The following is a 23,929-nucleotide window of genomic DNA, read 5'->3' as shown; positions in this document are numbered from 1 at the left end:
CTCACATGCCCCTCCGCACCATTTCCATAAATGCGGTAGCCGCGGCCGTGGGGGGCACTTCCTTCAAGGTACACATATCCACGCTGCGCTCCGGGATCGTGAAGTCCGTTTTCAGCAGACGGATGTCGCCGCTTTCCAGGTCCTTCCGGACGAATTCCAGCGTCACACCAGCCACGCCCAGACCGATCCCCGCCAGCGTCACCAAAAGCTGCCGGGAGGACAGCTCGATCTCCGGGGTCAGGGTAACGCCGGCCTTCAAAAACTCCTGTTCCAGAAAAACACGGGAGCTGGCCTTCCGTTCCAGCAGGATCAGGGGAAATTCCGCCATCTCCTGCCGGGTGTAGATCTTGTCAAAATCGCAGTGGTAATTCTTCCCCGCCACGAACACGGAATGGGTGGTAAAGCAGGGCCAGGTCTCCAGCGTGCTGTCCTTGGGAGAGGAGGCAAAGGCGATGTCCACCGCCCCGGAGCGAAGCATGCTCACCACCTTGGCGCTGCGGCCGGAGACGATCTTCAGCCGGATGCCGGGGTGCTGGTGGTGAAATTCGTCCAGATACGGCGTCAGGAACTGCCCCGTCACCGTGTCGCTGGCACCGATGGTCAGGGTACCCAACAGCAGCTGCTGAGCCTGAGAGAGTTTGTCCTCGCCGGTAGCCAGCAGACCCAAGGCGTTGCGGACATACTGATAGAGCATCTGGCCCTCTCCCGTCAGCGTCACGCCCCGGGGGGAGCGGGCAAACAGCCGGGCCTGCAGGGCCGTTTCCAGCTGTTTAATAGATTGGCTCACCGCCGATTGGGAAATATACAAATTCTTTGCCGCCGCCGAGATGTTGCCGGTCTCCGCGACCTCCTTGAACACCCGGTACAATTCCAGTTTTACTGCCATACGCGCTTCCTCCATAATCAGCGGGTCTTATCGCTACAATCAGCATTATAAGCAACCGCCGTTGGAATTGCAACCGTAAACTGATCGTCTCTTCTGTAAAATTTAGACTGTCAATAAAGTGGTAAATTCTCCGCGACGGTAAGGAAGGGTGTGCGCGGGAAACCCAAGAAGGGTGTCCTGCGCCATTGGAATTCTAAGTTTTCAGAACTTTTATAAAAGTTCTGAAAACCAGTTCAGCGGGGAGAAAAGGCTTTTTCGACACGCTGAAAATTTTTGATGTCCGAAGCCCCCCGCTTTCGGCGGCTTTCCATAGGCGGTGGGTTGCAAACAGCCGGAGAATACGATAAAATAAAGTGATTTTTGATTTGATCCCTCAACCTATATATTCGGAGGTACTCCATGCTCTATTCCGTTCTGGCTGTGGGCGATGTGGTAGGCGAGGCAGGTCTCGCCCATCTGGAACGCCATCTGCGGCCCCTGCAAAAACTGAAAAACATTTCGTTCACCGTGGTCAACGGGGAAAACATCTCCGGCGTGGGCCTGACCTGCAAGCAGGCGTGGCGGGTCTATGACGCCGGAGCCGACGCCGTGACCCTTGGCAACCACACCTTCGGCAAAATGGAGATCGGCCGTATGCTGGATGAGACGCCGTGGCTCCTGCGGCCCGCCAACCTCTCCGGCAGAATGCCGGGCCATGGCTGCGAAATTTTTGACCTCAATGGCCTGCGGTTCCGCGTGGTGAACCTCATTGGCCGCTGTACGCTGCAATGGAATGCCGAAAACCCCTTTACCATGGCGGACCGGCTGCTGAAGCAGGGCACTGCGGATTTTACTCTGGTGGATTTCCATGCGGAGGCCACCAGTGAAAAGCTGGCGCTTGGCTACTATCTGGACGGCCGGGTCAGCGCCCTGTGGGGCACCCACACCCATGTCCCCACTGCCGATGAGCGGGTCTATCCCAAGGGCACCGGCTATATCACGGATCTGGGAATGACCGGCCCCATCGAATCCGTTCTGGGCGTAGAGCCTGCGCAGTCGGTGGAATCGTTTTTGGGTGGTCTGCCGGGACGCTACCGCAACCCGGAGGGTCCCTGTAAGCTGCAGGGGGCTATTTTCACACTGGACAGCGCCACCGGCCTCTGCACCGCCGTGGAGCGGGTGGACATTCGATAAGGAGGCCGTTGTATGACAAGACCTGAGCATTACCGTTCCTATTCCGCTGTATTTCCCATTTTGCTGCGGGAGGGGGCCAACGGGCAGGAGGTGCTGCTGCACCTGCGGCAGAACACCGGCTATATGGACGGCTGCTGGGACTTTGCCGGCAGCGGCCATGTGGACGAAAACGAAACCGCCCGTCAGGCCGTGGCCCGGGAGTGTTTGGAGGAACTGGGTATCACAGTGGACCCCGCCGACATGGAATTTGTCCACCTGTGCCACCGGGTTGCCGGGGGCGACGGACGCACCTATTACGATCTCTGCTTCGTCATCCGGAAATATGACGGCACACCCGCCGTCATGGAGCCGGAGAAAAACGCCGGACTTCGCTGGTTCCCCACGGAGGCCCTTCCGAAAAATACCAGTACTGCCGTGGAGGTCATGCTGCGCCCCTGTCTGTGGGGCCAGCCTTACAGTGAGGTCATTCATGACCTTCCGGTCACATCAATCTAAAAAGAGGAAATCACTATGTCTATTCAAAAGGTAAGAGAGTATTTCAAGCAGTTCGGCATTGAGGACCGCATCCGGGAATTCGACGTTTCCTCCGCCACGGTGGAGCTGGCGGCGGTGGCCGTAGGCGTGGAGGGCGCCCGGATCGCCAAGTCTATGAGCTTCAAGGTCGGAGAGGAACCCATCATCATTGTGGTGGCGGGAGATGCCAAGGTGGACAACAGCCGCTACAAGGCCCAGTTCCACACCAAGGCCAAAATGCTGACCTTTGAGGAAGCCCATACCATGATCGGCCATGACCCCGGCGGCGTGTGCTCCTTCGCTTTGCCGGATAATGTAAAAACCTATCTGGACATCTCCCTGAAGCGGTTCGAGACCGTATTCCCCGCCGCCGGCAGCAGCAACAGTGCCATTGAACTGACCTGCGAGGAATTGGAGAAGTATTCCTCCAACTTCGTCTCCTGGGTGGATGTGGCAAAGGGCTGGCGTCCGGAAGAAAAGGAAGCTTGAGGGGCTTATGCTGAGATTTATTCACGCGGCGGACTTCCATCTGGACAGTGCCTTCGCCGCCTTGACCCCCCGGCAGGCGGCCGCCCGCCGCCGGGAGAGCCGGGAGCTACCGGTGCGGCTGGCTAACTACGTCAACCAGAATAACATTGATCTGGTGCTGCTGGCGGGGGACCTCTTTGACAGCGCCGCCTCCTACCGGGACACGGCAGAGGAACTCTCCGCCGCTCTGGGGCAGATGGAGGCACAGGTCTACATCGCCCCCGGCAACCATGACTGGTACGGCCCCGGCAGTCCCTACCTGACGGTGAAGTGGCCGGAAAATGTGCATATTTTCACTCAGCCCCGGTTGGAAACGATGGAATGGCCGGAAAAAAATCTGGCGCTCCACGGTGCGGCCTTTACCCACGGGGAACAAGCCGACGGCTTCCTCACTGGCTTCACCGCCCCCGCCGACGGGAAGCTCCATATCGGCCTGCTCCACGGGGAGATCGACCCCTCGGAGGCCCGGTACGATCCCATCCGCAAGGAGGAGATCGCCGCCAGCGGCCTTGCCTATCTGGCGCTGGGACACATCCACAAGGGGGCGGAGCCTTTGACCTTTGGCGGCACCGTCTGCGCGTGGCCGGGCTGCCCGGAGGGACGGGGGTTCGACGAATTGGGGGAAAAAGGCTTTTATTCCGGCACGATAGACGATTCCGGCAAGGTCAGCCTTACCTTCGTCCCCTTCGCCCGGCGGCGGTATGAAATTTTGACGGTGGACGTCACCGAGCAGGACCCCCGCGCCGCCATCGAGGCGGCGCTGCCCGCCGACACGGCGCAGGACCTGTACCGTATTCTGCTCACCGGAGAGACCGGTGAGGGCAGCGTCCATACGGACGCGCTGAAAGCGGCGCTGGCGGACCGGTTCTACGCATTGGAACTGCGGGACCGGACCCGGCTGGCGGAGGACCTGTGGGCCAAAGCGGAGGAGGACTCCCTCCGGGGCCTGTTTCTGAGGGATTTAAAGCAGCAGCTGGCGCAGGCTCAGACGGAGGAGGACCGCCAGCGCGTCACCATGGCCGCCCGGTTTGGGCTTGCGGCGCTGGATCACCGGGATTTAGGGTAACGTCGATTGTGGAAACGCATTTTAATAAAAGGCCACCGGAGCAGGTTGCAGAACCTCTCCGGTGGTCTTTTCACTTATGGCACAGATTTAATCGTACCGCAGGGCGTCGATGGGGTTCAGCTTGGCCGCCTTGTTGGCGGGCAGGTAGCCGAACAGAACGCCGATGCCTACGCTGACGCCGAAGCTGACAGCAATGTCGGAAAGAGTCGGCACCGCGCTGAAGGTGATGCCGTTCATGGAACTGGACATGATGGCCCCCACCGCAATGGTGGCAGCTCTGGCCAGCAGCAGGCCGAATACGATGCCCAGCACCCCGCCCACGGCGGAGGTGGTGCCCGCTTCAATGACGAACTGGCCCCGGATGTCCTTCTGCTTGGCGCCCAGAGATTTTCGGATGCCGATCTCCCTTGTCCGTTCCGTGACGGACACCAGCATGATGTTCATAATGCCGATACCGCCCACCAGCAGGGAAATGGCGGCGATGGCCACCAGTACGATCAGCATGGTGTTCATCATGGTGTTCATGGCATCCATCATCTCTGCGGAGGTCATGACCATGTAGTAGTCCGAGGACTGATAGGTTTTATACAGTCGCTTTTCCACAATGCCCTTGGCAGCGGACGCCGTATCCCGGCTGGTGGCCGTCAGCAGGAACATTTCATCGGTGCCCATCATCATGGTGCCGGTGCCCATCCGCTGGGCGTTTTCATAGGGGATGTAGATCACATCGTCGGCGCTGCCCTCGCTGCTGTCGCCGCTTTTACTCAACACGCCGATGACGGTGTAAGGCACACCGCTCAGAGAGATGGTCTTACCCAGTGCGTCGCCCCGGAAGGCGGTCTGCGCCAAATAATCGCCGATGACGCAGACATTCTGATGCCGATCCACGTCGATGTAGCTGAGGAAGCGCCCCTCCGCAAGAGTCTCCCCCTGCATGGTGCCCTTGGTGTCCTCCTTGAAAAACGCCTCGCTGACGCCGTAGACCGAGGTGCGGGCATAGTCATCCGTCTGGTAGCGCACCTTGGCAGAAGCGGAGACATAGGGGGTCACGCCGGTGAGGTACTGGGGATATTTGTCCACCAGTTCATAGAGATCCTCCACATCCACGTCACGGGTGCCGCCGGTCCCCCGGCCATAGGTCATGACCTGGATCAGATTGGAGCCCATTTTTTCAAACTGGCTGTTCATCATATTGGTCATGCCGTTGCCGAGAGACAGAATCACGATCACGGCGCCGACACCGATGATGATACCCAGCATGGTGAGAAACGCCCGCATCTTGCTGGTTTTCAGAGATTTCAGCGCCAGCTTGAAGGATTGGGTAAAGTTCATACGCCCACCTCCCCGTCTGCGCCTGTCTCCTCCGGCTGTACCACGGCGGCGGGATCGGAGGCGTCACCGTCATAGATGATGCGGCCGTCCTGAAGGCGGACGATGCGCTTGGCTTTTACGGCGATGGAGTTATCGTGGGTAATGAGCACCACGGTATCCCCCTCCTGATTCAGCTTCTGGAGGAAGCCCAACACCTCCCGGCCCGTCCGGGAGTCCAGCGCGCCGGTGGGTTCATCCGCCAGAATGACAGAGGGATTCCCCGCCAGTGCTCTCGCGATGGACACCCGCTGCTGCTGACCGCCGGAAAGCTGGCTGGGCAGATTTTTCTGCTTGTCAGCCAAGCCCACACGGCCCAGCGCCGCCACTGCCCGCTCCTTCCGCTCCTCCGCGCCGACACCGGCGTACAGCAGGGGCAGCTCCACGTTTTCCAGCACGGTCAGTTTGGGGATCAGGTTATACTGCTGGAAGATGAACCCCAGCATTTTGTTCCGGATCTCCGCCTGCTGGTCATCATCCATGGTGGATACGTCCACGCCCCCCAGATGATAGGTACCGCTGGTGGGCACATCCAGACAGCCGATGATGTTCATGGCGGTGGATTTGCCGGAACCGGACTGGCCCACAATGGCTACAAACTCCCCCTTGTCAATGGTAAGGCTCACGCCGTCCAGGGCGTGAACGTCCTCGTCGCCCATGTGGTAGATCTTGTAGACGTCTTTTAATTCAATGAGATGCTCCATGGCTTACATCCCCATCATTTCGGCCATCATGTTAGAGCTTTGGTTGGGGATCAGGACAGTGTCCCCCTCTTCCAGACCGCCGGTGACCTCGATGAAATCGCCGTCGCTCTTGCCCAGCGTCACTTCCCGTGTTTCCAGCTTGGAGACATCCGCCACGGCGGTATTGTCCGCGTTCATGGCGCCGGGGCCGGGGACTGTCACGGTGTTGCCCCGGTTCACAGCGTCCACGGGGATGCACAGGGCATTGGGGACCCGGTCGCCCTCGATGGTAGCGGAGACATTCATACCCGGCTTGAGGTCGCCGTAATCCTTGATGAGGATGGTCACGGGATAGCTGGTGGCGCCGCCCGCCGTGGTACCGTTGATGCTGACGTTGTCCACCACTCCGGTGAAGGTCTGCCCTTCCACCGCGTCCGCAGTGATGGTGACGGACTGGCCCGCCTCCACCTTGCTGATATCCAGTTCATCCACGGCCATTTCCAGCTTCAAGTAGCTCATGTCATAAACCACTGCCAGAGAACCGGAGTTCATGCCCTCCACCTTGTCACCGGCCTTGAAATTCTTTTCGATCACGGTGCCGGTGATCTGAGAGGTGATGTTGTAATCATCCAGACTGTCCGCTGCCATAGAGGCCGCCAGTTCCGCATTCTGCAGACTCAGCCGGGCGTTCTCCACCCGGTTCCGGGCATCGGCGGACTCCACAGTGCACAGGGGCTCCCCCTGCTTGACGGTGCTGCCCGCCAGCTTATTCAAGCCCTGAATGGTGCCGCTGGCACCGGCGTAGACAATGGTGGCTCCACCCAGATTGATGGGCGTCTGGCCGTAGCTGGCGTAATTGCCGATCCGGGCAGAGGCCGTGAAGGAATCCGAGACAGCGCCGGGATTCGCCAGCTTCACCCGGACGCTGACGGCGGACAGGCCGTTGCTGGTAATGCTGGTGGAGTTGGACACGGAATCCACCGTGCCGCTCACCGGGGCGTCATAATTGCCGATATACACCGTGGCCGCCTGACCCACATAGAAGTCCGTGGGGCTGGCGTAGGGGAACAGGAAGTCGATGGACAGATCCATGCTGGAGGTGATCTTGGCGATCTGAGCACCTGCGTTCACACTGTCGCCGTTGTGGACATACAGCTCCTGAATCGTACCGCTGATGGAAGCCACGGGGTTCAGCGCCTCCTTGGCCTGCTGATAGGCCATTTTGGCCTGCGCCACGGAAATCTCCGCCCGATCCACATTGTTCTGGGCGTCGCTGCTGTTCAGGGCAAACAACAGATCCCCCTTATCCACCAAATCGCCCAGCTCAAAGGGTGCGTTTTCGATCTCACCGGAGATCAGAGTGGTGACGTTATAAGAATCTGCGGGCTTCAGGGTCGCCGTTCCAGTAACGGACAGCGTCAGATCCTGCCGGGTGGCCTGAGCCACCAGATAGCTACCGCCGAGATAGGCGTTTGCCTTTTTGGATGCCCTGGCCATGCAGCCTGCCGCCACAGCGGCGATCACCACCGCGGCAATGGCAATTTTCATCCATTTTTTTGCTTTCTTGCTCTTGGGCAGGCCGAATTTCTTTTTCGGCTCCGTTTCGGACGCAGGCGCAGACTGACCCGCCTTCGTTTTCTTCATCAGTTCTTCCATACAGACAACTCCTTTATGAACGATGTGCGGGGAGGGACTTGGCCCCCATGCCCCGCCGCAGAATTTCCAACGCGCGCTCCAGCTTTTCCCGGCCCTCCGGATCGGCTCCGGGCCGCAGGCCGTTATACATGATGGGGACCATCAGCATAATGAGCATCCGCAGGATACAGCGCAGATCCTCCGGCTCCCGCAGCTCCAGCAGATCCGGGTTCACGCAGTTCTCTATCCGCTTCAGGATGCGTTCCGGGTCCACAAATTCCAACAGGCCGCCTTTCTGCAATCCGTCATTGCGGTTGACGATGGCAGACATCATGCCCATGCCCCCCAGACTGCGGTCCGCTGACCGGCGGCTCTGAAGATGATCGTACATGGCCGGCAGGGCTGCGAAGATGTCGCCACCCTGACTGCGAAGCACCTCCTCAAACACCATAAGCATCTCGTTGATGCTCTCCTCCATCAGATAGTGGAACAGGTCCTCCTTATCCCGGAAATACATGTAAAAGCTGCCACGGGGAATTCCCGCCTCTCGGACGATTCGGTTGATGGACGCCTCGTTATAGGGCCGCTCCGTAAATTCCCGGACTGCCGCTGACAGCAGCTTTTCCTGCTTTTCCGGTGCCAGATTCAAAAATGTACTGCTGGGCAATCCGCCAGCCTCCTTTCGATCCGTAATGATCTCCCTAATATCTGGGACAGGGTCCCGCACACCCCTTCCTCCCATCGAGAAAGCCTGTGCGGAACCGGATACTCTTCCTAATATGACAACCTGTCGGGTATGATACCCGACAGGTTCCGCATGGTTCCCATGCGGCCTGAATTTCGGGTTACCACCCAAAAAACTTATGATTTCAATGGCGCAGTGAAACCTTCCTGGTTTCCCCGCGCACACCCCTTCCTCCCGTTGAGAAAGCCTGTGCGGAACCGGATACCCTTCCTAATATGACAACCTGTCGGGTATGATACCCGACAGGTTGTCATATTGCAAGTATTTTCTTCAAATGTTCACAAACTTTTCACATTGTATGAGCCAGCTCATACAGCGGCGCCCGCCGGTCATAGGGCTGTGGGCAGTAGGTCACGGAGGCAATCTTTTTCCCGCTCATGCCGTACTTGGGATGGGTGCCGAACAGGTCGATATACCGCATCAGATCGTCCTTCTCCGCCGCCATCGCCTCCAAAAGCAGGACGGTGGCCCGGGCGTCATCCACTGCCCGGTGGCTGTTTTCCGCCTCCGTCAGACCGTAGGCTTCGATGGCGTTGCACAGCTTGTGGGGAAAGTCCCTCCGGTCCCGGTACACCGTCAGGGCATCCAGGAACCGGGGCTTCTGCAAGGCGGACAGCAGCCCCAGGGGCCGCAGCAGGTAGTAGAGAAAGTTCAGGTCAAACTGGGCGTTGTAGGCCACCAGCAGCGGCTGCTCCGCCCCGTTCAGCAGACGGCAGAAGCCCTCCGCCGCCCTGCGGTCGTCCACGCCCTCCCGCATCAGCTGGGCATCCGTAATGCCAGTGAGATTCGTGATGAACGGCGGCAGGGTCTGTCCTACCGGCAGGCGGATCAGGGCGTTGAAATTTCCCCGCTCCGCGCCGTTTTCCAGTGCCACAGCGCCGATCTCAATGATCCGGTCCCGGCCGAACTCAATTCCGGTAGTTTCCGTATCGAACACCACCAGCCGGTCAAAATTCTTCCAAAGTTCCATTATGCCTCCCAATTCTCTCCGGTGGCATAGTCGATCTCCACACCGGGCTGCACGTTGTAGCAGTAGACATGAAAGCAGACGCCCCGGCCCTGATCTTCCACGGAATATGCCTCCATCTCCACGCCCCGGGCTACCAGTTCTGTGCCTGTAAAGGCGGGGGTCACCCGGTAGAGCACATGATTCCCGGTGGAGGCCACATAGTCCGCCACCTGATTTTCAAAGGGCAGCATCCCCTCCACGTTCATGTACCGGGTGCCGGTAATGAGATTTTTTTCGTTGGCGTTTTCACCGGTAAGCTGAAAGCCGATGAGGTGACAGCGATTATAGAGACTCCCGCCGTCCACAAAATCATATTGGTGCTGCACCCAGCCGGTGGGCTTCACCTTGCTGATGCTCTCCCGCTCTTCTGTGGGCATCAGGTCCACGCCGACGCAGGCCTCCGCGATGCTGCAGCGGCCCAGACTGTCCAGCTCGCTGTAATACTCATAGGAATCGGTGGTGTATTCCTCCTCCGTAAAGGAAGGCCGATTCCGGTCGATGACGGCGTAAGCGCTGGTGCCGTCATAGTCCGGGATATTCGATAGATCATAGCTGGGGGCCAGCATTTGTCGGGCCAGACCGACGAGCATCGCCAGGATGATGACTGCCAAGGCCTCCTTCCGGCCGGGTTTTCGAGAGGTACGCCGTTTCTTTGCCATTTTGTTTCTCCTTTGGGTCCTGCGAAATTTTCACTGCCACATCATAACAGCTTTCGCCGGATTCCGCAACCAGGTATGAAGGGGTTTCCCTCCGGGCAGACTAATGAAAATCCATTCTCAGGAGGAACGCCATGCGCAAACGTCTGCAAATTTTCTGTCTGCTGCTTCTGCCCTGTCTGACGCTGATGGGGATCCTTGGCCGCGGCTCCCCCGCCGCCCTGTCCGCGTCCAGCGACGCCGCCATCCCCGCCTCCGCCGATAACTGGGGACTGTCCTTCCCTGCGGAGCACGAAACCCCCATTGGCAATGCCACGGCGGACTTTCTCACCCAGTATAACGCCTGGTATGTGGGAGACACCAGTCAGAAAGTCATTTATCTCACCTTTGACTGCGGCTACGAAAACGGCAACACCGGGGCCATTTTAGACGCGCTGAAAAAGCACAGCGCTCCGGCGGCTTTCTTCGTGGTTGGCCACATGATCGAATCTGCCCCGGACATCGTCCGCCGGATGGCGGCGGAAGGGCATATCGTAGGCAACCACACCTACCACCATCCGGATATGTCCGCCATTTCCGACAAGGCCAGCTTCCAAAAGGAGCTGGATTCTCTGGCGGCGCTGTATCAGGAGATCACCGGGCAGGAATTGTCCCACTTCTACCGGCCCCCGCAGGGGAAATACAGTGAGCAAAACCTGAAACTGGCTCAGGAACTGGGCTACCAGACAGTGTTCTGGAGCCTTGCCTACGTGGATTGGTATGCCGACAACCAGCCCACAGCGGAGCAGGCCTACGCCAAGCTGCTCCCCCGCATCCACAACGGTGCCATCGTGCTGCTGCACTCTACCTCCTCCACCAACGCCGCCATTCTGGACGATCTGCTGTCGAAGTGGGAGGACATGGGCTACCGCTTCGCCCCCCTGACGGAGCTTTCCGCCCCGGCCAAGTCCTGACCACCCGCCCCGCCGTTTCTAAAAAATTCCACTGTCCAAAATAACGCTGGAGACTGTCGATAAAGTGGTTAATTCTCAGTGATGGTAAGGAAGGGTGTGCGCGGGAAACCCAAGAAGGGTGTCCTGCGCCATTGAAATCCTGAGTTTTCAGAACTTTTATAAAGTTCTGAAAACTTGCTCAGCGGGGCGAAAAGACTTTTTCGACACGCTGACGCTGCCCGGAGGAATATCCTCCGGGCAGCGTTGCTCATTTTTTCCGTTCCAGCAGGGCCAGCAGCAATCCGCCGATCAAAATAGCGAGATCCGCCAGATTCCATACATAGCGGCCGATCTTCGGCAGCTTGGGAAACTGCACATAGTCATAGACCACACCGCGCCGCAGCCGCTCCCACAGGTTGCTGAGCCCTCCTCCCAAGGCCAGTCCCGCCCCTATGGGACTGCGGCGGCGGAATACCCACACCAGCGGCAAAATCAGAATGGACAGCGCCGTTACCAGCTTCCGTTTCAGAGGCAGGCTGAAGGCCGCGCCGTCATTCCACAGGGCCGTCAATCGGATGCGTCCTCCCCAGAAAAATGCGTCCTTCCGCTCCGGGCGGTTCAAAAAACACCGTAAACCGGCGCAGGCGGCCAAAACCGCCGCCGCGGTAAACAGTGTCAGCATCCGCCGTCCTCCTTCGCCTTTTCCAGTGCCGCCCGCACCGCGCCGCTGTTGGCGTTTTTCCGGTTATTCTGCCATACGGTATCTCCGATCTGCTTTTGGACCTCCATCAGCTCCTCGTGGAAGGCGGAGGCCGACAGCCGCAGCGCCCCGTGGCCCAGAATGATGATCTGCTCCGGCCCGTCGGAGGTGGCCACCCGAACCCGGTGCTGCCGTCCGATCTCGTAGGTGGCCCGCTCGATATAGGCGTCCGCCGTCTCCGCCTCCTTGGTGTAGACGATGGTGATGTTGTGGTACTTTTCCACGCTGCCCAGGCCGCCCTTCACCTTGTAGGCGTCGAACACCAGAATCACCCGGCACTTCCGGTAGCCCTGGTAATTGCACAGCAGGTCGCACAGCTTCTTCCGAGCGGCGTCCAGATGCTCCGCCGCCAGCTTTTTCAGCTCATCCCACGCGAAAATGATATTATACCCGTCTACCAGCAGATAATCCTCGCCGGAGAAGGCCCTTTTCAATTCCCGCCGTTTTTCCTCCGAATGATCGGCCACAGGCCGCTTAGGAGCCTTGGGTGGAAGAAAACTCTCCCGCTTCACCGCGCCGTAGGTCCGCTCGAAGATGGCCTGCAACTCCTTATCCTGGGCTGCGGTCCCGGCGTAGGTACTGACGGGCCGCCGCTGGGGGGGCGCTTCCTTCGGTTCAGGCTCCGTCCCCTGCGGGCGCCAGCCGCTGTCCACCTGGGCGTGCTGGGCCACCTCCCGCCACGGGATCACCACACCGGCCCCGTGGGAGCAGAACACGGAATCCGCCGTGTTTTCCACGTCCCGTTCCGGGTCATACCCCATGGCCTCGATGACGGCTTCCGCCTCCGCACAGGGGAAATACCCCGCCGGGACGCAGGACAACCGCCCCTGTCCACGGGTGTAGACCGCCACCTCCCGGGCATAATCCCGAAGGCCCGCCACCGGGGCCGTGCCGGTGAGGGCCGTTTCCTCTCCCACGGTCTCCGGCGGGTCCACCTTGCCGCCCATCTGCTGCAAGTCCATCATGGCCCGGCCCACCTGCTGGGCGGGGATTTCCAGCCGGAACCGGTACCACGGCTCCAGCAGCACACTTTCCGCCTGCATCAGCCCATGCCGCACGGCCCGGTAGGTGGCCTGTCGGAAATCGCCGCCCTCGGTGTGCTTTTCGTGGGCGCGGCCCGCCAACAAGGTGATTTTGATATCGGTGATGGGTGAGCCGGTCAGTACCCCCAAATGAGGTTTTTCCAACAGATGTGTAAAGATCAGCCGCTGCCAGTTCAGATCCAACTTGTCCGTGGGGCACACGGAGGCGAGGGTAATGCCGCTGCCCGGCTCGCCGGGTTCCAGCAGCAGATGTACCTCGGCATAGTGCCGCAAGGGTTCAAAGTGGCCGATGCCCTCCACGGCGTTGGCGATGGTCTCCCGGTAGCAGACAGCCCCTGCGCCAAAGCTGATCTCCATGCCCATCCGCTCTCGAACAAGCCGCTGCAACACCTCCATCTGCACCTCGCCCATGAGCTGGGCGTGGATCTCCCCGTTGTTCCAGACGATGTGAAGTTGGGGGTCTTCCTCCTCTAACTGCCGCAGCTTTTGCAGCGCCGTGTGGGGATCCGTGCCGTCCGTCAGCTCCAGCCGGTAGGTCAGGACCGGCTGCAAGACCGCCCCGGACCAGTCCGGCTCGATCCCCAACCCCTGTCCGGGGAAGGTGTGACTCAGGCCCGTCACCGCCACTACGGCCCCGGCCTCCGCCGTGTCCACGGGGTGGAATTTCGACCCGGAGTAGAGTCGGAGCTGATCCGCCTTTTCCTGCCAGACCGTGTCCCCCTCCCGGCCGGTGAGCAGTTCCTTGGTGTGCAGTGCACCGCCGGTGATCTTCATGTGGGTCAGCCGGGCGCCCTGCGCGTCCCGCGTGATCTTGAACACCTTGGCGCCGAATTCCGCCGGATAGGCCGGCTGGGGGGCATACCGCTCCACGCCGGCAAGCAGCGCGTCCACGCCCTCCACCTTCAGCGCGGAACCGAAGTAGCAGGGAAACAGCTTTCGTTCCCCGATCAGACGGGAGATCATGTCCTCCGGAAGTTCTCCCATTTCCAGATATTGCTCAAGAGCTGCCTCGTCGCAGACGGCGGCCTCCTCCCACAGGGTATCCGGGTCCCCAAAGTCCACGCAGCCGCCGCTGAGTTTATTCTTTAAGTGGGCCAACAGCGCCGCCCGGTCCGCGCCCGCCAGATCCATCTTATTGATGAACAGGAACGTGGGCACCTGATACCGTTCCAACAGATCCCACAGTGTCCGGGTGTGGCCCTGTACGCCGTCAGTGCCGGAGATCACCAGCACGGCGCAGTCCAGCACTTGCAGCGTCCGCTCCATTTCGGCGGAAAAGTCTACATGGCCAGGGGTGTCCAGCAGCGTCACACGGGTCTCCCCCAGTTCCAGCACCGCCTGCTTGGAAAAGATGGTAATGCCCCGCTGGCGCTCCATGGCGTCGGTATCCAAAAAAGCGTCCTGATGGTCCACCCGGCCCAGGCGGCGGATGGCCCCGGCGCGGTACAGCAGGGCTTCTGATAAGGTTGTTTTTCCGGCATCCACATGGGCCAGAATGCCGATACAGATCTGTTTCATGGGCAATATCCGTTTCCGCCGGAGCCTCTTGCCCGGCCTGTTTTTTTCTTATTATGACAGATTTCCAACGGGGGTTCAACCCCCGCTGCCGGTCCTTTTCCTGATTCCGTATTTGGAAAGGCCGACCTATCGGCAACCGTTTCCGCAAATTCCTACAAAATCACCTGCTCGGAAACATGAGGTTGTTGGTCACACCGCCGATCTCTTGGGCGTTTGCATGATTTCCTCTTGACGGACCGCCTTCACCGTGCTAAACTGCAGCCAACTTGAGTGAAAGGGCGAAGACAAACGATGACCTGCATGACCGGTTCTACTTTTGCATACGCTTCTGCGCAGGCAGTCTGCGCCGTTTCCGTCTGCTCTGAAGCTTCTTCCCCCTCCAATATCGCTATGATTCTGGACGCCAGCCTGCTGCTGGCGTCCATTATTATTTTACCCATTATTATTCTGGTACATCATTTTCCCATTTGTCGAATCCCGGTACAACGCCCGGTTTCCCTTTCGATCCTCTGAGGATCGGACCTGAAACACCAAGCGGCTCCGTCGATTCGACGGGGCCGCTTTTCTGTTTGCTTTCGCTCCGGTTATCCGGCTGTCAAAGCGTAAAACATTTGAAAGAACTCGAACTTATTTTCAGAACTTTACAAAAGTTCTGAAAATGTTTAATTCCAATGCGCAGGACACCCTTCTTGGGTTTCCCGCACACACTCTTCCTTACCGTCGTGGAAAATCTGCCACTTTATCAACAGACTCTTATTTTTTCAGGAGGTATCATCCATGTATATCAGCATCACGAAAACGACACACCCCGGAACACTCCTCCCCTCGGATCAGCTGGGCTTCGGCATCCACTACACCGACCACATGTTCATCATGGATTACAGCGATGAAAAAGGCTGGTACGATCCCCGTATCGTCCCCTTCCAGAACATCTCTCTGTCCCCTGCCGCCTGTGTGTTCCATTACGGCGCCGAGGTCTTTGAAGGGTTGAAGGCCTACCGCCGTCCTGACGGTGAGGTGCAGCTGTTCCGCCCCTGGGACAACATGGAGCGGATGAAGAACTCCGCCATCCGCCTGGGTCTGCCGGTAGTTCCCCCGGAGGACGCACTGGAAGCCGTCAAGGCGCTGGTGAAGGTTGACGAGCGCTGGGTCCCCTCTGATCCCGGCACCTCTCTGTACATCCGTCCCTTCCTGTACGGTACCGATGCGAAGCTGGGGCTTCACGGCGTTCACACGGCCCAGTTCATCATCATTCTCTCCCCGGTAGGCAGCTACTTTGACAACGGCATGGAGCCGGTGAAGATCATCGTGGAGACCGAGGACGTCCGGGCCATCCGGGGCGGCACCGGCGAGGCCAAATGCGGCGGCAACTACGGCGCTTCCAACCGGGCCGGAGAACGTGCCTTTGCCAACGGCTATTCCCAGGTGCTGTGGCTGGACGGTGTGGAGCATAAGTATGTGGAGGAAGGCGGCGGCATGAACGTGGTCTTCAAGATCAACGGCAGGATCATCACCCCCATGCTGACCGGGTCCATCCTCCCCGGCGTCACCCGCCGCTCCTGCCTCCAGCTGTTTGAGGATTGGGGTATGCCCGTAGAGGAACGGCTCATCTCCGTCGACGAGCTGTTTGAGGCCGCCGCCAATGGAACGCTGGAGGAGGCCATGTGCGTCGGCACCGCCGCCGTCATCTGCCCCATCGGTGAACTGACCTACGAAGGCAAGGCATATACCATCAACAACTTCCAAACCGGCCCTCTGGCACAGAAGCTGTATGACACCCTCACCGGGATCCAGTGGGGCACGCAGCCCGATCCCCATGGCTGGACCTGCAAGGTCTGAGCTGTCCCGGCGGTATTTCCGTCGGCATCAGATTCCGCATACGCAAACGCAGCCGTCTCCATTTTCCCGAAGACGGCTGCGTTTGCAATTTGATTAGAATGAAATTCCGCTGAATACTTGTGGCAGATATTATCCGTCAGTCCTCAATGCTGATAGCGCTGACAGGACAGCCGTCCCGGGCGGTCTCTGCCTCGGTCTGCTGGTTGGCCGGGATCTCTCCACCGTGGGCCAAGCCGTCATCCCCCATGGTAAACACCACCGGGCAGGTCCCCGCGCACAGGCCGCAGCCGATGCAGGTTTCATTCACTGTTGCTTTCATACGATTTACCTCCATTATTCCTGAATGGTTCCGTCCCGGCCCAGCGTTACCACCTGCCAGGGCAAAAACTTTCCGCTTTCCCGGAGCGCCGTTTCCGCCGCCCTCTGCAAGCCGCCGCAGCAGGGCACCTCCATGCGGACGATGGTGACCTCCCGGATGTCATTGCAACGGATGATCTCCGTCAGCTTCTCCGCGTAATCCCCCTCGTCCAGCTTGGGACAGCCGATCAGCGTGATCCGCCCCTTCATAAACCGCTCATGGAAGTCCGCCCGGGAAAAGGCGGTGCAGTCCGCGGCGATCAACAGTCTGGCCCCCTGATAGAACGGCGCCTGTACCGGCAGCAGCTTGATCTGAACAGGCCACTGCATGAGCCGGGAGGCCGGGGCAGACCGCATGGGGGCAGCCGTGTCCGTTCCCTGATGCAGTGTGTCTGCCTGACTGCCGGGGCAGTCCATCTGTAAGGGTGCGCTGCCGGAACAGCCGCTGCGGGTGATGGGTGCGCTGCCCTTCAGGGACGCCGCCTTTTTCATCAGTTGTGCGGCGGCAACAGCTTTTTCGTCAAACGCGGCGGCCTCCCGCTCCACAAAGGTGATGGCATTGGTGGGACAATGGGGCAGGCAGTTGCCCAGTCCGTCGCAGTAGTCATCCCGCAGGAGCACGGCCTTGCCGTCCACCATGCCGATGGCCCCCTCCTGACAGGCGTTGGCGCAGGCGCCGCAGCCGTTGCATTTCTCCCGGTCGATCTCGATCACTCTCCGTACCATATAGGGTGTCTCCTTTTTTTTCAGGTATGCAGGCTTGTTTTTGTGCTCTTAGTATCGTATAATAGGCTCATAAAATCTGTTGCGTTTGCAACTTTTGGTTTGAAATTTCCTGCCAGATTCAGGAGGAATTTCCATGCTGGTTCGTATTCCGGATTATTTTGATCAATTTGCCTGTCTGGCGGGGGCCTGTCCCCATAGCTGCTGCATCGGGTGGGAGGTGGTTCTGGACGAGGACACGGTCCGGCGGTATCAGCAGCTTCCGGGAGCCTTGGGCGAGCGGCTCCGGGATGCGATGGCCCTGGACGGAGAGGATGTCTGCTTTCCGCTGGATGGCCGCCGCTGTCCCTTTCTGAATCAGGAAAACCTCTGCGACATCCACTGCGCCTTGGGGCCGGAGGCCACCTCCGTCACCTGCCAGGAGCATCCCCGTTTTATTGAGGACTACGGTCCCTTTCAGGAGATCACTCTGTCTGCCGCCTGTCCCAAGGCCAATGAACTGCTGCTGGGCACCCGTGACCCTCTGACCTTCTCGGAGCGTCAGGATAACCAGCCCACGGAGGACGGGGACGAATGGCTGGATTGGCTGGTCCCTCTGCGGGACCGCCTGCTGGATCTCCTGCGGGACCGGAGCCGTCCCTTAAAGGCCCGTCTGCGGGACTTCCTGCTCATCACCGGGGAGGCCCAACAGCTATTTGACAGCGAAAACATGGCGGAGCTGGCCGCCTTCTGCACGGGATCTTTGGCGATTTCTGCGGAAACCGATGCCGGTTCCGGCTCTTGGGAAGCTGCCGCCTGCCGGTGCTTACAGGATCTGGAAATTCTGGAACCGGACTGGCTTGCGCTGCTGAAGCAATGGGAGCAAGCGCCGGAATTGCCCAGCTTCGCTCCCCAAGACCCGGAAAAGCTGGAACGCATCGCCGTGTACTTCGCCTTCCGGTATCTGCTGAAGGCCGTCAACGATGGAGACCTGCTGGGGCGGGCGCAGTTCTGCGCGCTGGGGGTGTTGGTAACGGACCGCCTCTCCCGTTTCGTAGGACTGCCGGAGGCCCTGCGGCTGTTCAGCCGTGAGATTGAGCATAACGAGGAGAATCTGGATACGCTGCTGGAACAGTTCTGGCAGACGGAGGGCCTTTCCCTGTCCGCTCTGCTGGCGGCCTTCGGCGGATAGGTCCACCTTTGTGCGACCTGCTTGTCCACCGCAGATCTTTTTGTCAAAAACGTTGAAATTGCACAAAAGCTATTGACTTACCGCCAATATCATTATATATTATAGACACAAAGAGGGAGAGAAAACCCTCAATGGGAAACCCTCTTTCTTCGCCGGAGAGCGTTACCGGAAGGTCAAATACGAAGCACATCATTTATGGGATCGCGTGAGACATGAATTCTGTACGCACGGTGCTTCATGGATTGGCAGGCAGTGTTTCAGCTCTCAACGGCAGATAGATGGAAGTAGAGGTAACCGTATTGAAAGAAATTCAGCAGAAGTAGCCCCCGTTTGTCGTTGGAACAAGCGGGGGCTGATGCTATTTATAGGGGCTCACCGCAGAAGGCCAGAGAATTATTTCGCCCCAATTTTGTAAGAACAGACGGAGATCCCGGCAGTTCTTGGCCCCTTTCTTGGCAGCTTCATCAAATTTGGATAAAAGGGTTGACATTCCGAATCTCCGCGCCTATAATACGGCACAACAAGGAAATCACAGCAAACCTATGACGGAGAGCAGTACCCAGTCAAGATGGCCTTTCAGAGAGTTCCGGGCGGTGAGATCGGAGCGGGAGTCGGCTGGCGAATGGACTTCGGAGGGCGGTCCGAACGGGAAACCAAGTAGAGACCGACGGGAATCCCACCCGTTATCCATCGGGGCGCGTATGATGGTACGCGTAAGCGAGCGGACGTATAAACGTCAATTTGGGTGGTATCGCAGAAGCATCAGCTTTTGTCCCATGAGTGGGGCGAAGGCTGTTTTTTATTTCCGTTTGGCCCCGGCACAGCCAAAACGGTCATCTGCCACTCAAACATTTTATATTTTTGGAGGAACCCAAAATGAAGAACAACATGATGAAGAAGCTCCTGACCATGACTCTTGCCTGTGCCATGACCCTGTCTCTGGCCGCCTGCGGCAGCAAGGCCGAATCCCCCGCCGACAGCTCTGCCGACCAGAACACCGCCGCGCCCACCGAAACCGATGCCAAGACCTACAAGGTCGCCGTCATCAATCAGCTGGACCACGCCTCTCTGGACGAGATTGCCAACGCCGTCACCGCGGAGCTGGATCAGATCTCCGCCGATAAGAATGTGAAGATCGAATACGAGGTCACCTCCGGTCAGGGCGACCAGACCATTCTCAAGCAGTTGAGCGACCAGGCCATTGCCGACGGCGTGGATGCCATCATCCCCATCGCCACCACCGCCGCCCAGATCGCCGCCCTCTCCGCCGAGGAGACCAAGACCCCTGTGGTCTACGCCGCAGTCTCCGACCCGGAGACCGCCAAGCTGACCGGGATCGACTGTGTCACCGGCACCAGCGACGCCTTGAATACCGACTTCATCATGGATATGATGTTCGCCCAGAATCCCAACACCGCAAAGGTCGGCCTGCTGTACTCCCTGTCTGAACCCAACTCTGCCAAGCCCATTGCCGACGCCAAGGCCTATCTGGATACTAAGGGCATCGAGTACGTTGAACAGACCGCCAATACCAACGATGAAGTAGTTGCTGCCGCCTCCGCCCTGATCGCTGCCGGTGTGGACGCCGTGTTTACTCCTACCGATAACGTCATCATGGCCGCAGAGCTGGCTATCTATGAAGATCTTGCCAAAAACGGCATCCCCCACTACACCGGCGCTGACTCCTTCGTCCGCAACGGCGCCTACGCCACCTGCGGCGTGAACTACACCGACCTGGGCGCCCAGACCGCTGACCTGGCCTACACCGCCATGACCGAGGGCATGGATGGCATGGAGGACTACTACCTGATGGACGGCGGCATCATCACCGTCAACACAGACACCTGTGCCCTCATCGGCAAGCAGGCCGACTACGCCTGCTTCAACAGTATGGGCGAGGTGGTAGAGGTCACCACCACCAAGGACTGATCCAGTCAAATTCCCCGCCCCGCTCCCCCGGCCTGCTGCCGGGGGCAGCGGCATGAAAGGAGCGCATTCTCTTGCTGATGATCACACAAACCGCTCTGGAACTGGGCTTTTTATACGCTTTGGTGGCCATGGCCCTGTTTCTGAGCTTCCGGATCTTGAACATCGCCGATATGACCACCGACGGTTGTTTTGTCCTTGGGGCGGCGGTCTCTGTCACGCTGGCCGCCGGGGGACACCCGATCCTGGCCATTCCTGCCGCCATGCTGGCGGGCAGCTGCGCCGGGTTCGTCACAGCTTTTTTGCAGACTCGCTTGGGGATTCCCTCCATTCTGGCGGGCATCGTCACCAACACGGGCCTGTACACCGTCAATCTGATGGCGATGGGCTGGAAAGCCAACCAGAGCCTGCTGGGCGGCAGCACGATCTTCACCCTTCTGCGGGACAGCGGCATCGGCAGTGATTGGTACGAGCTGCTGCTGGCGGCTTCCGTCACCGTTCTGGCAGGCGTGCTGCTGCTGGCATTTCTGAAAACACGCATGGGCCTTTCCATCCGGGCCACAGGTGACAATTCCGACATGGTGCGGGCCTCGTCCCTGAACCCGGCGTTCACCGTCACGGTAGGACTGTGCGTATCCAACGCCCTGACAGCCCTTTCCGGGGCCATGGTGGGCCAGTATCAAAAGACGGTGGACATCAACTCCGGCACCGGCATCGTGGTCATCGGTCTGGCCTGCCTCATCATCGGTGAAACGGTTCTGGGCCGCCGGACCGTTACCAAGGGCGTGCTGGCGGTGATGATCGGCTCCGTGATCTACCGGTTTATCTACGCCGTTGTCTTTTACACCAAGGTTGTACCGGTGGAGTGTCTGAAGCTGCTGACGGCCGTCATCGTGGCTCTAGCCATTGCAGCTCCCAGCATCCGAAAGTGGGCGGCCTTCCAGCAGCGGAAGCTGGCCGCTGGAAAGGGAGGGAACTGACATGCTGGACATTCAACGCATCTCCAAGACCTTCAATCCCGGCACTGTCAACGAGAAAAAGGCCATCACGGACCTGTCTCTCCATTTGAACAAGGGAGAATTTGTCACGGTGATCGGTTCCAACGGCGCAGGCAAGTCCACCCTGTTCAACGCCATCGCCGGCAGCTTTTACGTGGATGCAGGCGCCATCACCGTAGGCGGTCACAATATGACCTTTCTGCCTGAATACAAACGGGCGAAGCGGATCGGCCGTTTATTTCAGGACCCTCTGAAGGGGACTGCCCCCAATATGACCATCGAGGAAAATCTGGCGCTGGCAGCGGGAAATGGCGGTTGGTTTTCCCGCTTGACCCAGAAGGATCGAACTCGTTTCCGCGACCGGCTGGCCCTTCTGGACATGGGACTTGAGGATTGGCTGAATCAGCCGGTAGGGCTGCTCTCCGGCGGCCAGCGGCAGGCGCTGACGCTGCTGATGGCGACCATGAATCCCCCCTGGCTCCTGCTTCTGGACGAGCATACCGCCGCCCTGGACCCCGGCACAGCGGAAAAGGTACTGGAGCTGACGAAGCGGATCGTGGCGGAGGGGAACATCACCTGTCTGATGGTAACGCACAACATGCAGCAGGCTTTGGAGCTGGGAACCCGGACATTGATGATGGCTGACGGCCGGATCGTGCTGGACGTTTCCGGCGCTGACCGGGCGGGCATGACCGTAGAGGATCTGATCCACCGGTTCAAGGCCGGTACCGGCAAGACCCTGAGCAATGACCGGATGCTGCTCTCCTGAACTTAATGATAGAAAAACACCCGTTTCGTAAAGAAACGGGTGTTTTTCTGCTGGAAAAGTTCCTACTTTTTATGATTTCAGGGCTTTTCGTTTACTTTTTGCCCTCAGCAACGGCAACTGCCACAGCGACGGTCGCACCGACCATGGGGTTGTTGCCCATTGGGAACGTCAAATTTTTATTGTTTTATCTGATCTAAAAAGTACAAATTCCGAGTCAAATTGATGCTTTCTTGAATGGAATTTAGTTTTTGTTGTTACTTGCTTTTATCAGGATGTTTTTTTGTTTTTATGAACGGTTGACACGAGGTTGACATTATCCGCTCAGAACTTTGCCAAAATCTTTGCCAACTCCCGGTTCAACTGTGGAATATCTTCGGAGACAGTCTCCCAAACGATCAGCATATTTACGCCATCGTACCCATGCACAATGCGATTACGCATACCGTATATCTGCCGCCACGGAATAGCCGTGATCTGCTCTTTCGTTTCATCGCTCAGAGATGTCTTTGCCAGTTCTCCAATCTGCATGAGGTTGAAAACAGTCGCTTCAACACGCATAGAGTCCGCCTCAAAATCCGCAAGCTGCTTGCAGTTCTGGCAATAACGCATAATGGCGTCTGTGTGCTGCAACAGCTTCTCCAAAACGCGAATATCCTTATTGTCCATAAATGGCTACCCCGCTGTTTTGAATTTCATGCTCCACCTTGGAACCATGCTCGATCTGCGTCACATCCAGCAAATCTACCGGAAGATTCAAGGCACATGTCACACTTTCCAGCAGTCCAAAGAATTTCAGTCCCCGAAGGCCACTATCTACCAGCAGGTCAACGTCACTGTGTTCTGTGGCGGTTCCCTTAGCGTAAGAGCCGAATAATACCGCCTTCCGAACACCATGTTCGGAAAAGACAGGATTTAAAATAGACTGTAATTCAGCCAGCGAATAAATCTTACTCATAGAGCACCTCCTAACTCTTGTTTTACATATAGTATATCATAAAAAGTTGAAATGAAAAGTAGTAGTCTGCAAAATTAGCTGATAAATCGAGCGCAGAGATCTTCCCTGCGCTCATTTTATTCAATCCTTGGGCTTGATTCGTTGCAGAATGAAGTCCTGCACAGCGACCTTTGGAACCCGCCATACTCTGCCATTCCGATATGCTTTGAGCTTGCCCGAGCTTAGTAGTTCATACATGGCGTTGTAGCCGATTCTAAGGACTTCACAAGCCTCATCTACGGTGAGGATCTCCTGATACTCTTCCAGCATTTATTCTCCCTCCTGACAGCAGCGGCCACCTCTGCGGAGGGGACACAACGCCGGATCCGCCATGCAGGTGCCGCATAAGCACTTAGACTGCGCAGAGCAGCTCTTCTGCCGAGCCGGATACAGCCTGCGGTCATACAAGTTCATTTTCTCAATCTGCTGAATAATCGCTGTCTCCGAGCGCTGGAGAATCACAGCCATTTCCGTGATCCCAACGCCTTCAAAGAACATTTTAGAAAGGTTTTCCTTGTCCTCTTCGCTCCAATAATCTCCCTGACGCTCTAACCGCACCGCAGACTTTCTCATGTTTTTGACCGTATTGGTGTAATTTTGTTCATTAAGCATTTGCACCACTCCTTACTTGGTATTT

Annotated in this window: 26 protein-coding genes and 1 other annotated feature; of the genes, 11 read left to right on the top strand and 15 right to left on the bottom strand. The window is 58.3% G+C overall.

Annotation, left to right across the window (positions count from 1 at the left end; genetic code table 11):
• Nucleotide 1: 1 nt before the first annotated feature.
• Nucleotides 2–886 (bottom strand): LysR family transcriptional regulator, encoded by an 885-nt coding sequence (locus tag H8Z83_RS01595; protein ID WP_187013433.1) that lies wholly within the window; start codon nucleotides 884–886, stop codon nucleotides 2–4.
• 399 nt (nucleotides 887–1,285) lie between these two features.
• Here H8Z83_RS01595 and H8Z83_RS01590 point away from each other — a divergent pair, with 399 nt between their 5' ends.
• The 4 genes from H8Z83_RS01590 to H8Z83_RS01575 are packed head-to-tail and all read left to right on the top strand — an operon-like array spanning nucleotide 1,286 to nucleotide 4,166.
• On the top strand, nucleotides 1,286–2,059 hold the full coding sequence (locus H8Z83_RS01590; protein WP_187013432.1) for a TIGR00282 family metallophosphoesterase: 774 nt from the start codon (nucleotides 1,286–1,288) through the stop codon (nucleotides 2,057–2,059).
• 12 nt (nucleotides 2,060–2,071) lie between these two features.
• Nucleotides 2,072–2,554 carry an NUDIX domain-containing protein gene (locus H8Z83_RS01585; RefSeq protein ID WP_187013431.1) on the top strand — a complete coding sequence of 161 codons (483 nt, stop codon included), beginning with the start codon at nucleotides 2,072–2,074 and terminating at the stop codon, nucleotides 2,552–2,554.
• A gap of 15 nt (nucleotides 2,555–2,569) precedes the next feature.
• A complete protein-coding gene (locus H8Z83_RS01580) occupies nucleotides 2,570–3,061 on the top strand; it encodes a YbaK/EbsC family protein (protein WP_187013430.1) in 492 nt (163 codons plus the stop codon).
• A gap of 7 nt (nucleotides 3,062–3,068) precedes the next feature.
• A complete protein-coding gene (locus tag H8Z83_RS01575; protein ID WP_187013429.1) occupies nucleotides 3,069–4,166 on the top strand; it encodes a metallophosphoesterase family protein in 1,098 nt (365 codons plus the stop codon).
• An 87-nt stretch (nucleotides 4,167–4,253) separates the two neighbouring features.
• Here H8Z83_RS01575 and H8Z83_RS01570 read toward each other — a convergent pair whose 3' ends face one another.
• The 6 genes from H8Z83_RS01570 to H8Z83_RS01545 all read right to left on the bottom strand — a co-directional run bounded on the left by H8Z83_RS01570 (nucleotide 4,254) and on the right by H8Z83_RS01545 (nucleotide 10,265).
• Nucleotides 4,254–5,498: an ABC transporter permease gene (locus H8Z83_RS01570; RefSeq protein ID WP_187013428.1), complete on the bottom strand. Its 1,245-nt coding sequence runs from the start codon at nucleotides 5,496–5,498 to the stop codon at nucleotides 4,254–4,256.
• Entirely contained in the window at nucleotides 5,495–6,238 is a 744-nt protein-coding gene (locus H8Z83_RS01565; RefSeq protein ID WP_187013427.1) for an ABC transporter ATP-binding protein, read from the bottom strand. The genes H8Z83_RS01570 and H8Z83_RS01565 overlap by 4 nt, the downstream gene beginning before the upstream one ends.
• 3 nt (nucleotides 6,239–6,241) lie before the next feature.
• The gene (locus H8Z83_RS01560; RefSeq protein WP_187013426.1) at nucleotides 6,242–7,873 is read right to left on the bottom strand and encodes an RND family efflux transporter; all 1,632 of its coding nucleotides are present in this window, start codon (nucleotides 7,871–7,873) and stop codon (nucleotides 6,242–6,244) included.
• Nucleotides 7,874–7,886: 13 nt separating this feature from the next.
• A complete protein-coding gene (locus tag H8Z83_RS01555; RefSeq protein ID WP_187013425.1) occupies nucleotides 7,887–8,519 on the bottom strand; it encodes a TetR/AcrR family transcriptional regulator in 633 nt (210 codons plus the stop codon).
• A gap of 367 nt (nucleotides 8,520–8,886) precedes the next feature.
• A complete protein-coding gene (locus tag H8Z83_RS01550; protein WP_207731961.1) occupies nucleotides 8,887–9,567 on the bottom strand; it encodes a 3'-5' exonuclease in 681 nt (226 codons plus the stop codon).
• Nucleotides 9,567–10,265, bottom strand: a complete 699-nt coding sequence (locus H8Z83_RS01545) for a DNA/RNA non-specific endonuclease (protein ID WP_187013424.1) — start codon at nucleotides 10,263–10,265, stop codon at nucleotides 9,567–9,569. The genes H8Z83_RS01550 and H8Z83_RS01545 overlap by 1 nt, the downstream gene beginning before the upstream one ends.
• A 131-nt stretch (nucleotides 10,266–10,396) precedes the next feature.
• Here H8Z83_RS01545 and pdaA point away from each other — a divergent pair, with 131 nt between their 5' ends.
• Nucleotides 10,397–11,215 (top strand): delta-lactam-biosynthetic de-N-acetylase, encoded by an 819-nt coding sequence (pdaA, locus tag H8Z83_RS01540; protein ID WP_187013423.1) that lies wholly within the window; start codon nucleotides 10,397–10,399, stop codon nucleotides 11,213–11,215.
• Nucleotides 11,216–11,462: 247 nt separating this feature from the next.
• Here pdaA and H8Z83_RS01535 read toward each other — a convergent pair whose 3' ends face one another.
• Both H8Z83_RS01535 and H8Z83_RS01530 read right to left on the bottom strand, forming a co-directional pair.
• Nucleotides 11,463–11,876, bottom strand: a complete 414-nt coding sequence (locus H8Z83_RS01535) for a signal peptidase II (protein WP_187013422.1) — start codon at nucleotides 11,874–11,876, stop codon at nucleotides 11,463–11,465.
• A complete protein-coding gene (locus H8Z83_RS01530; protein WP_187013421.1) occupies nucleotides 11,870–14,515 on the bottom strand; it encodes a translation factor GTPase family protein in 2,646 nt (881 codons plus the stop codon). The genes H8Z83_RS01535 and H8Z83_RS01530 overlap by 7 nt, the downstream gene beginning before the upstream one ends.
• Nucleotides 14,516–14,806: 291 nt before the next feature.
• Here H8Z83_RS01530 and H8Z83_RS01525 point away from each other — a divergent pair, with 291 nt between their 5' ends.
• Both H8Z83_RS01525 and H8Z83_RS01520 read left to right on the top strand, forming a co-directional pair.
• Nucleotides 14,807–15,028: a hypothetical protein gene (locus tag H8Z83_RS01525; protein WP_187013420.1), complete on the top strand. Its 222-nt coding sequence runs from the start codon at nucleotides 14,807–14,809 to the stop codon at nucleotides 15,026–15,028.
• Between the two features lie 264 nt (nucleotides 15,029–15,292).
• Complete coding sequence (locus H8Z83_RS01520) at nucleotides 15,293–16,354, top strand: branched-chain amino acid aminotransferase (protein WP_187013419.1); 1,062 nt, start codon at nucleotides 15,293–15,295, stop codon at nucleotides 16,352–16,354.
• Between the two features lie 136 nt (nucleotides 16,355–16,490).
• On the opposite strand, the gene H8Z83_RS01515 is transcribed toward H8Z83_RS01520, so the two are convergent.
• A complete protein-coding gene (locus H8Z83_RS01515) occupies nucleotides 16,491–16,673 on the bottom strand; it encodes a ferredoxin (protein ID WP_187013418.1) in 183 nt (60 codons plus the stop codon).
• 14 nt (nucleotides 16,674–16,687) lie between these two features.
• Nucleotides 16,688–17,437 carry an ATP-binding protein gene (locus tag H8Z83_RS01510; protein WP_187013417.1) on the bottom strand — a complete coding sequence of 250 codons (750 nt, stop codon included), beginning with the start codon at nucleotides 17,435–17,437 and terminating at the stop codon, nucleotides 16,688–16,690.
• Between the two features lie 133 nt (nucleotides 17,438–17,570).
• On the opposite strand from H8Z83_RS01510, the gene fliB reads away from it, so the two are divergent.
• From fliB to H8Z83_RS01490, 4 genes are all read left to right on the top strand, one after another.
• On the top strand, nucleotides 17,571–18,605 hold the full coding sequence (fliB, locus tag H8Z83_RS01505) for a flagellin lysine-N-methylase (RefSeq protein ID WP_187013416.1): 1,035 nt from the start codon (nucleotides 17,571–17,573) through the stop codon (nucleotides 18,603–18,605).
• A 533-nt stretch (nucleotides 18,606–19,138) separates the two neighbouring features.
• Nucleotides 19,139–19,385, top strand: a binding site (T-box leader).
• A 96-nt stretch (nucleotides 19,386–19,481) separates the two neighbouring features.
• Nucleotides 19,482–20,534: an ABC transporter substrate binding protein gene (locus tag H8Z83_RS01500; protein ID WP_243184673.1), complete on the top strand. Its 1,053-nt coding sequence runs from the start codon at nucleotides 19,482–19,484 to the stop codon at nucleotides 20,532–20,534.
• 77 nt (nucleotides 20,535–20,611) lie between these two features.
• Nucleotides 20,612–21,511: an ABC transporter permease gene (locus H8Z83_RS01495; RefSeq protein WP_187013551.1), complete on the top strand. Its 900-nt coding sequence runs from the start codon at nucleotides 20,612–20,614 to the stop codon at nucleotides 21,509–21,511.
• A 1-nt stretch (nucleotide 21,512) separates the two neighbouring features.
• Nucleotides 21,513–22,298, top strand: a complete 786-nt coding sequence (locus H8Z83_RS01490) for an ABC transporter ATP-binding protein (RefSeq protein WP_187013415.1) — start codon at nucleotides 21,513–21,515, stop codon at nucleotides 22,296–22,298.
• Between the two features lie 321 nt (nucleotides 22,299–22,619).
• Here the strand turns inward: H8Z83_RS01490 and H8Z83_RS01485 are convergent, their stop codons facing one another.
• From H8Z83_RS01485 to H8Z83_RS01470, 4 genes are all read right to left on the bottom strand, one after another.
• Nucleotides 22,620–22,964: a HepT-like ribonuclease domain-containing protein gene (locus tag H8Z83_RS01485; RefSeq protein WP_187013414.1), complete on the bottom strand. Its 345-nt coding sequence runs from the start codon at nucleotides 22,962–22,964 to the stop codon at nucleotides 22,620–22,622.
• On the bottom strand, nucleotides 22,954–23,253 hold the full coding sequence (locus H8Z83_RS01480) for a nucleotidyltransferase family protein (RefSeq protein ID WP_187013413.1): 300 nt from the start codon (nucleotides 23,251–23,253) through the stop codon (nucleotides 22,954–22,956). Before H8Z83_RS01480 ends, H8Z83_RS01485 begins: the two co-directional genes overlap by 11 nt.
• 120 nt (nucleotides 23,254–23,373) lie before the next feature.
• On the bottom strand, nucleotides 23,374–23,562 hold the full coding sequence (locus H8Z83_RS01475) for a helix-turn-helix domain-containing protein (RefSeq protein ID WP_187013412.1): 189 nt from the start codon (nucleotides 23,560–23,562) through the stop codon (nucleotides 23,374–23,376).
• Nucleotides 23,563–23,904: a hypothetical protein gene (locus H8Z83_RS01470; protein ID WP_187013411.1), complete on the bottom strand. Its 342-nt coding sequence runs from the start codon at nucleotides 23,902–23,904 to the stop codon at nucleotides 23,563–23,565. It abuts the gene before it with no gap.
• Nucleotides 23,905–23,929 lie beyond the last annotated feature (25 nt).

Origin of the sequence: Dysosmobacter segnis (assembly GCF_014297285.1) — a bacterium.
GTDB classification, from domain to species: Bacteria; Bacillota; Clostridia; order Oscillospirales; family Oscillospiraceae; genus Oscillibacter; species Oscillibacter segnis.
This window is presented reverse-complemented; position numbering and strand designations above follow the sequence as displayed.

Bases quoted from the DNA above. Each gene is read 5' to 3' on its own strand.
- H8Z83_RS01595 (WP_187013433.1), bottom strand. From the start codon at position 886: ATGGCAGTAAAACTGGAATTGTACCGGGTGTTCAAGGAGGTCGCGGAG.
- H8Z83_RS01590 (WP_187013432.1), top strand. From the start codon at position 1,286: ATGCTCTATTCCGTTCTGGCTGTGGGCGATGTGGTAGGCGAGGCAGGT.
- H8Z83_RS01585 (WP_187013431.1), top strand. From the start codon at position 2,072: ATGACAAGACCTGAGCATTACCGTTCCTATTCCGCTGTATTTCCCATT.
- H8Z83_RS01580 (WP_187013430.1), top strand. From the start codon at position 2,570: ATGTCTATTCAAAAGGTAAGAGAGTATTTCAAGCAGTTCGGCATTGAG.
- H8Z83_RS01575 (WP_187013429.1), top strand. From the start codon at position 3,069: ATGCTGAGATTTATTCACGCGGCGGACTTCCATCTGGACAGTGCCTTC.
- H8Z83_RS01570 (WP_187013428.1), bottom strand. From the start codon at position 5,498: ATGAACTTTACCCAATCCTTCAAGCTGGCGCTGAAATCTCTGAAAACC.
- H8Z83_RS01565 (WP_187013427.1), bottom strand. From the start codon at position 6,238: ATGGAGCATCTCATTGAATTAAAAGACGTCTACAAGATCTACCACATG.
- H8Z83_RS01560 (WP_187013426.1), bottom strand. From the start codon at position 7,873: ATGGAAGAACTGATGAAGAAAACGAAGGCGGGTCAGTCTGCGCCTGCG.
- H8Z83_RS01550 (WP_207731961.1), bottom strand. From the start codon at position 9,567: ATGGAACTTTGGAAGAATTTTGACCGGCTGGTGGTGTTCGATACGGAA.
- H8Z83_RS01545 (WP_187013424.1), bottom strand. From the start codon at position 10,265: ATGGCAAAGAAACGGCGTACCTCTCGAAAACCCGGCCGGAAGGAGGCC.
- pdaA (WP_187013423.1), top strand. From the start codon at position 10,397: ATGCGCAAACGTCTGCAAATTTTCTGTCTGCTGCTTCTGCCCTGTCTG.
- H8Z83_RS01535 (WP_187013422.1), bottom strand. From the start codon at position 11,876: ATGCTGACACTGTTTACCGCGGCGGCGGTTTTGGCCGCCTGCGCCGGT.
- H8Z83_RS01530 (WP_187013421.1), bottom strand. From the start codon at position 14,515: ATGAAACAGATCTGTATCGGCATTCTGGCCCATGTGGATGCCGGAAAA.
- H8Z83_RS01525 (WP_187013420.1), top strand. From the start codon at position 14,807: ATGACCTGCATGACCGGTTCTACTTTTGCATACGCTTCTGCGCAGGCA.
- H8Z83_RS01520 (WP_187013419.1), top strand. From the start codon at position 15,293: ATGTATATCAGCATCACGAAAACGACACACCCCGGAACACTCCTCCCC.
- H8Z83_RS01515 (WP_187013418.1), bottom strand. From the start codon at position 16,673: ATGAAAGCAACAGTGAATGAAACCTGCATCGGCTGCGGCCTGTGCGCG.
- H8Z83_RS01510 (WP_187013417.1), bottom strand. From the start codon at position 17,437: ATGGTACGGAGAGTGATCGAGATCGACCGGGAGAAATGCAACGGCTGC.
- fliB (WP_187013416.1), top strand. From the start codon at position 17,571: ATGCTGGTTCGTATTCCGGATTATTTTGATCAATTTGCCTGTCTGGCG.
- H8Z83_RS01500 (WP_243184673.1), top strand. From the start codon at position 19,482: ATGAAGAACAACATGATGAAGAAGCTCCTGACCATGACTCTTGCCTGT.
- H8Z83_RS01495 (WP_187013551.1), top strand. From the start codon at position 20,612: ATGATCACACAAACCGCTCTGGAACTGGGCTTTTTATACGCTTTGGTG.
- H8Z83_RS01490 (WP_187013415.1), top strand. From the start codon at position 21,513: ATGCTGGACATTCAACGCATCTCCAAGACCTTCAATCCCGGCACTGTC.
- H8Z83_RS01485 (WP_187013414.1), bottom strand. From the start codon at position 22,964: ATGGACAATAAGGATATTCGCGTTTTGGAGAAGCTGTTGCAGCACACA.
- H8Z83_RS01480 (WP_187013413.1), bottom strand. From the start codon at position 23,253: ATGAGTAAGATTTATTCGCTGGCTGAATTACAGTCTATTTTAAATCCT.
- H8Z83_RS01475 (WP_187013412.1), bottom strand. From the start codon at position 23,562: ATGCTGGAAGAGTATCAGGAGATCCTCACCGTAGATGAGGCTTGTGAA.
- H8Z83_RS01470 (WP_187013411.1), bottom strand. From the start codon at position 23,904: ATGCTTAATGAACAAAATTACACCAATACGGTCAAAAACATGAGAAAG.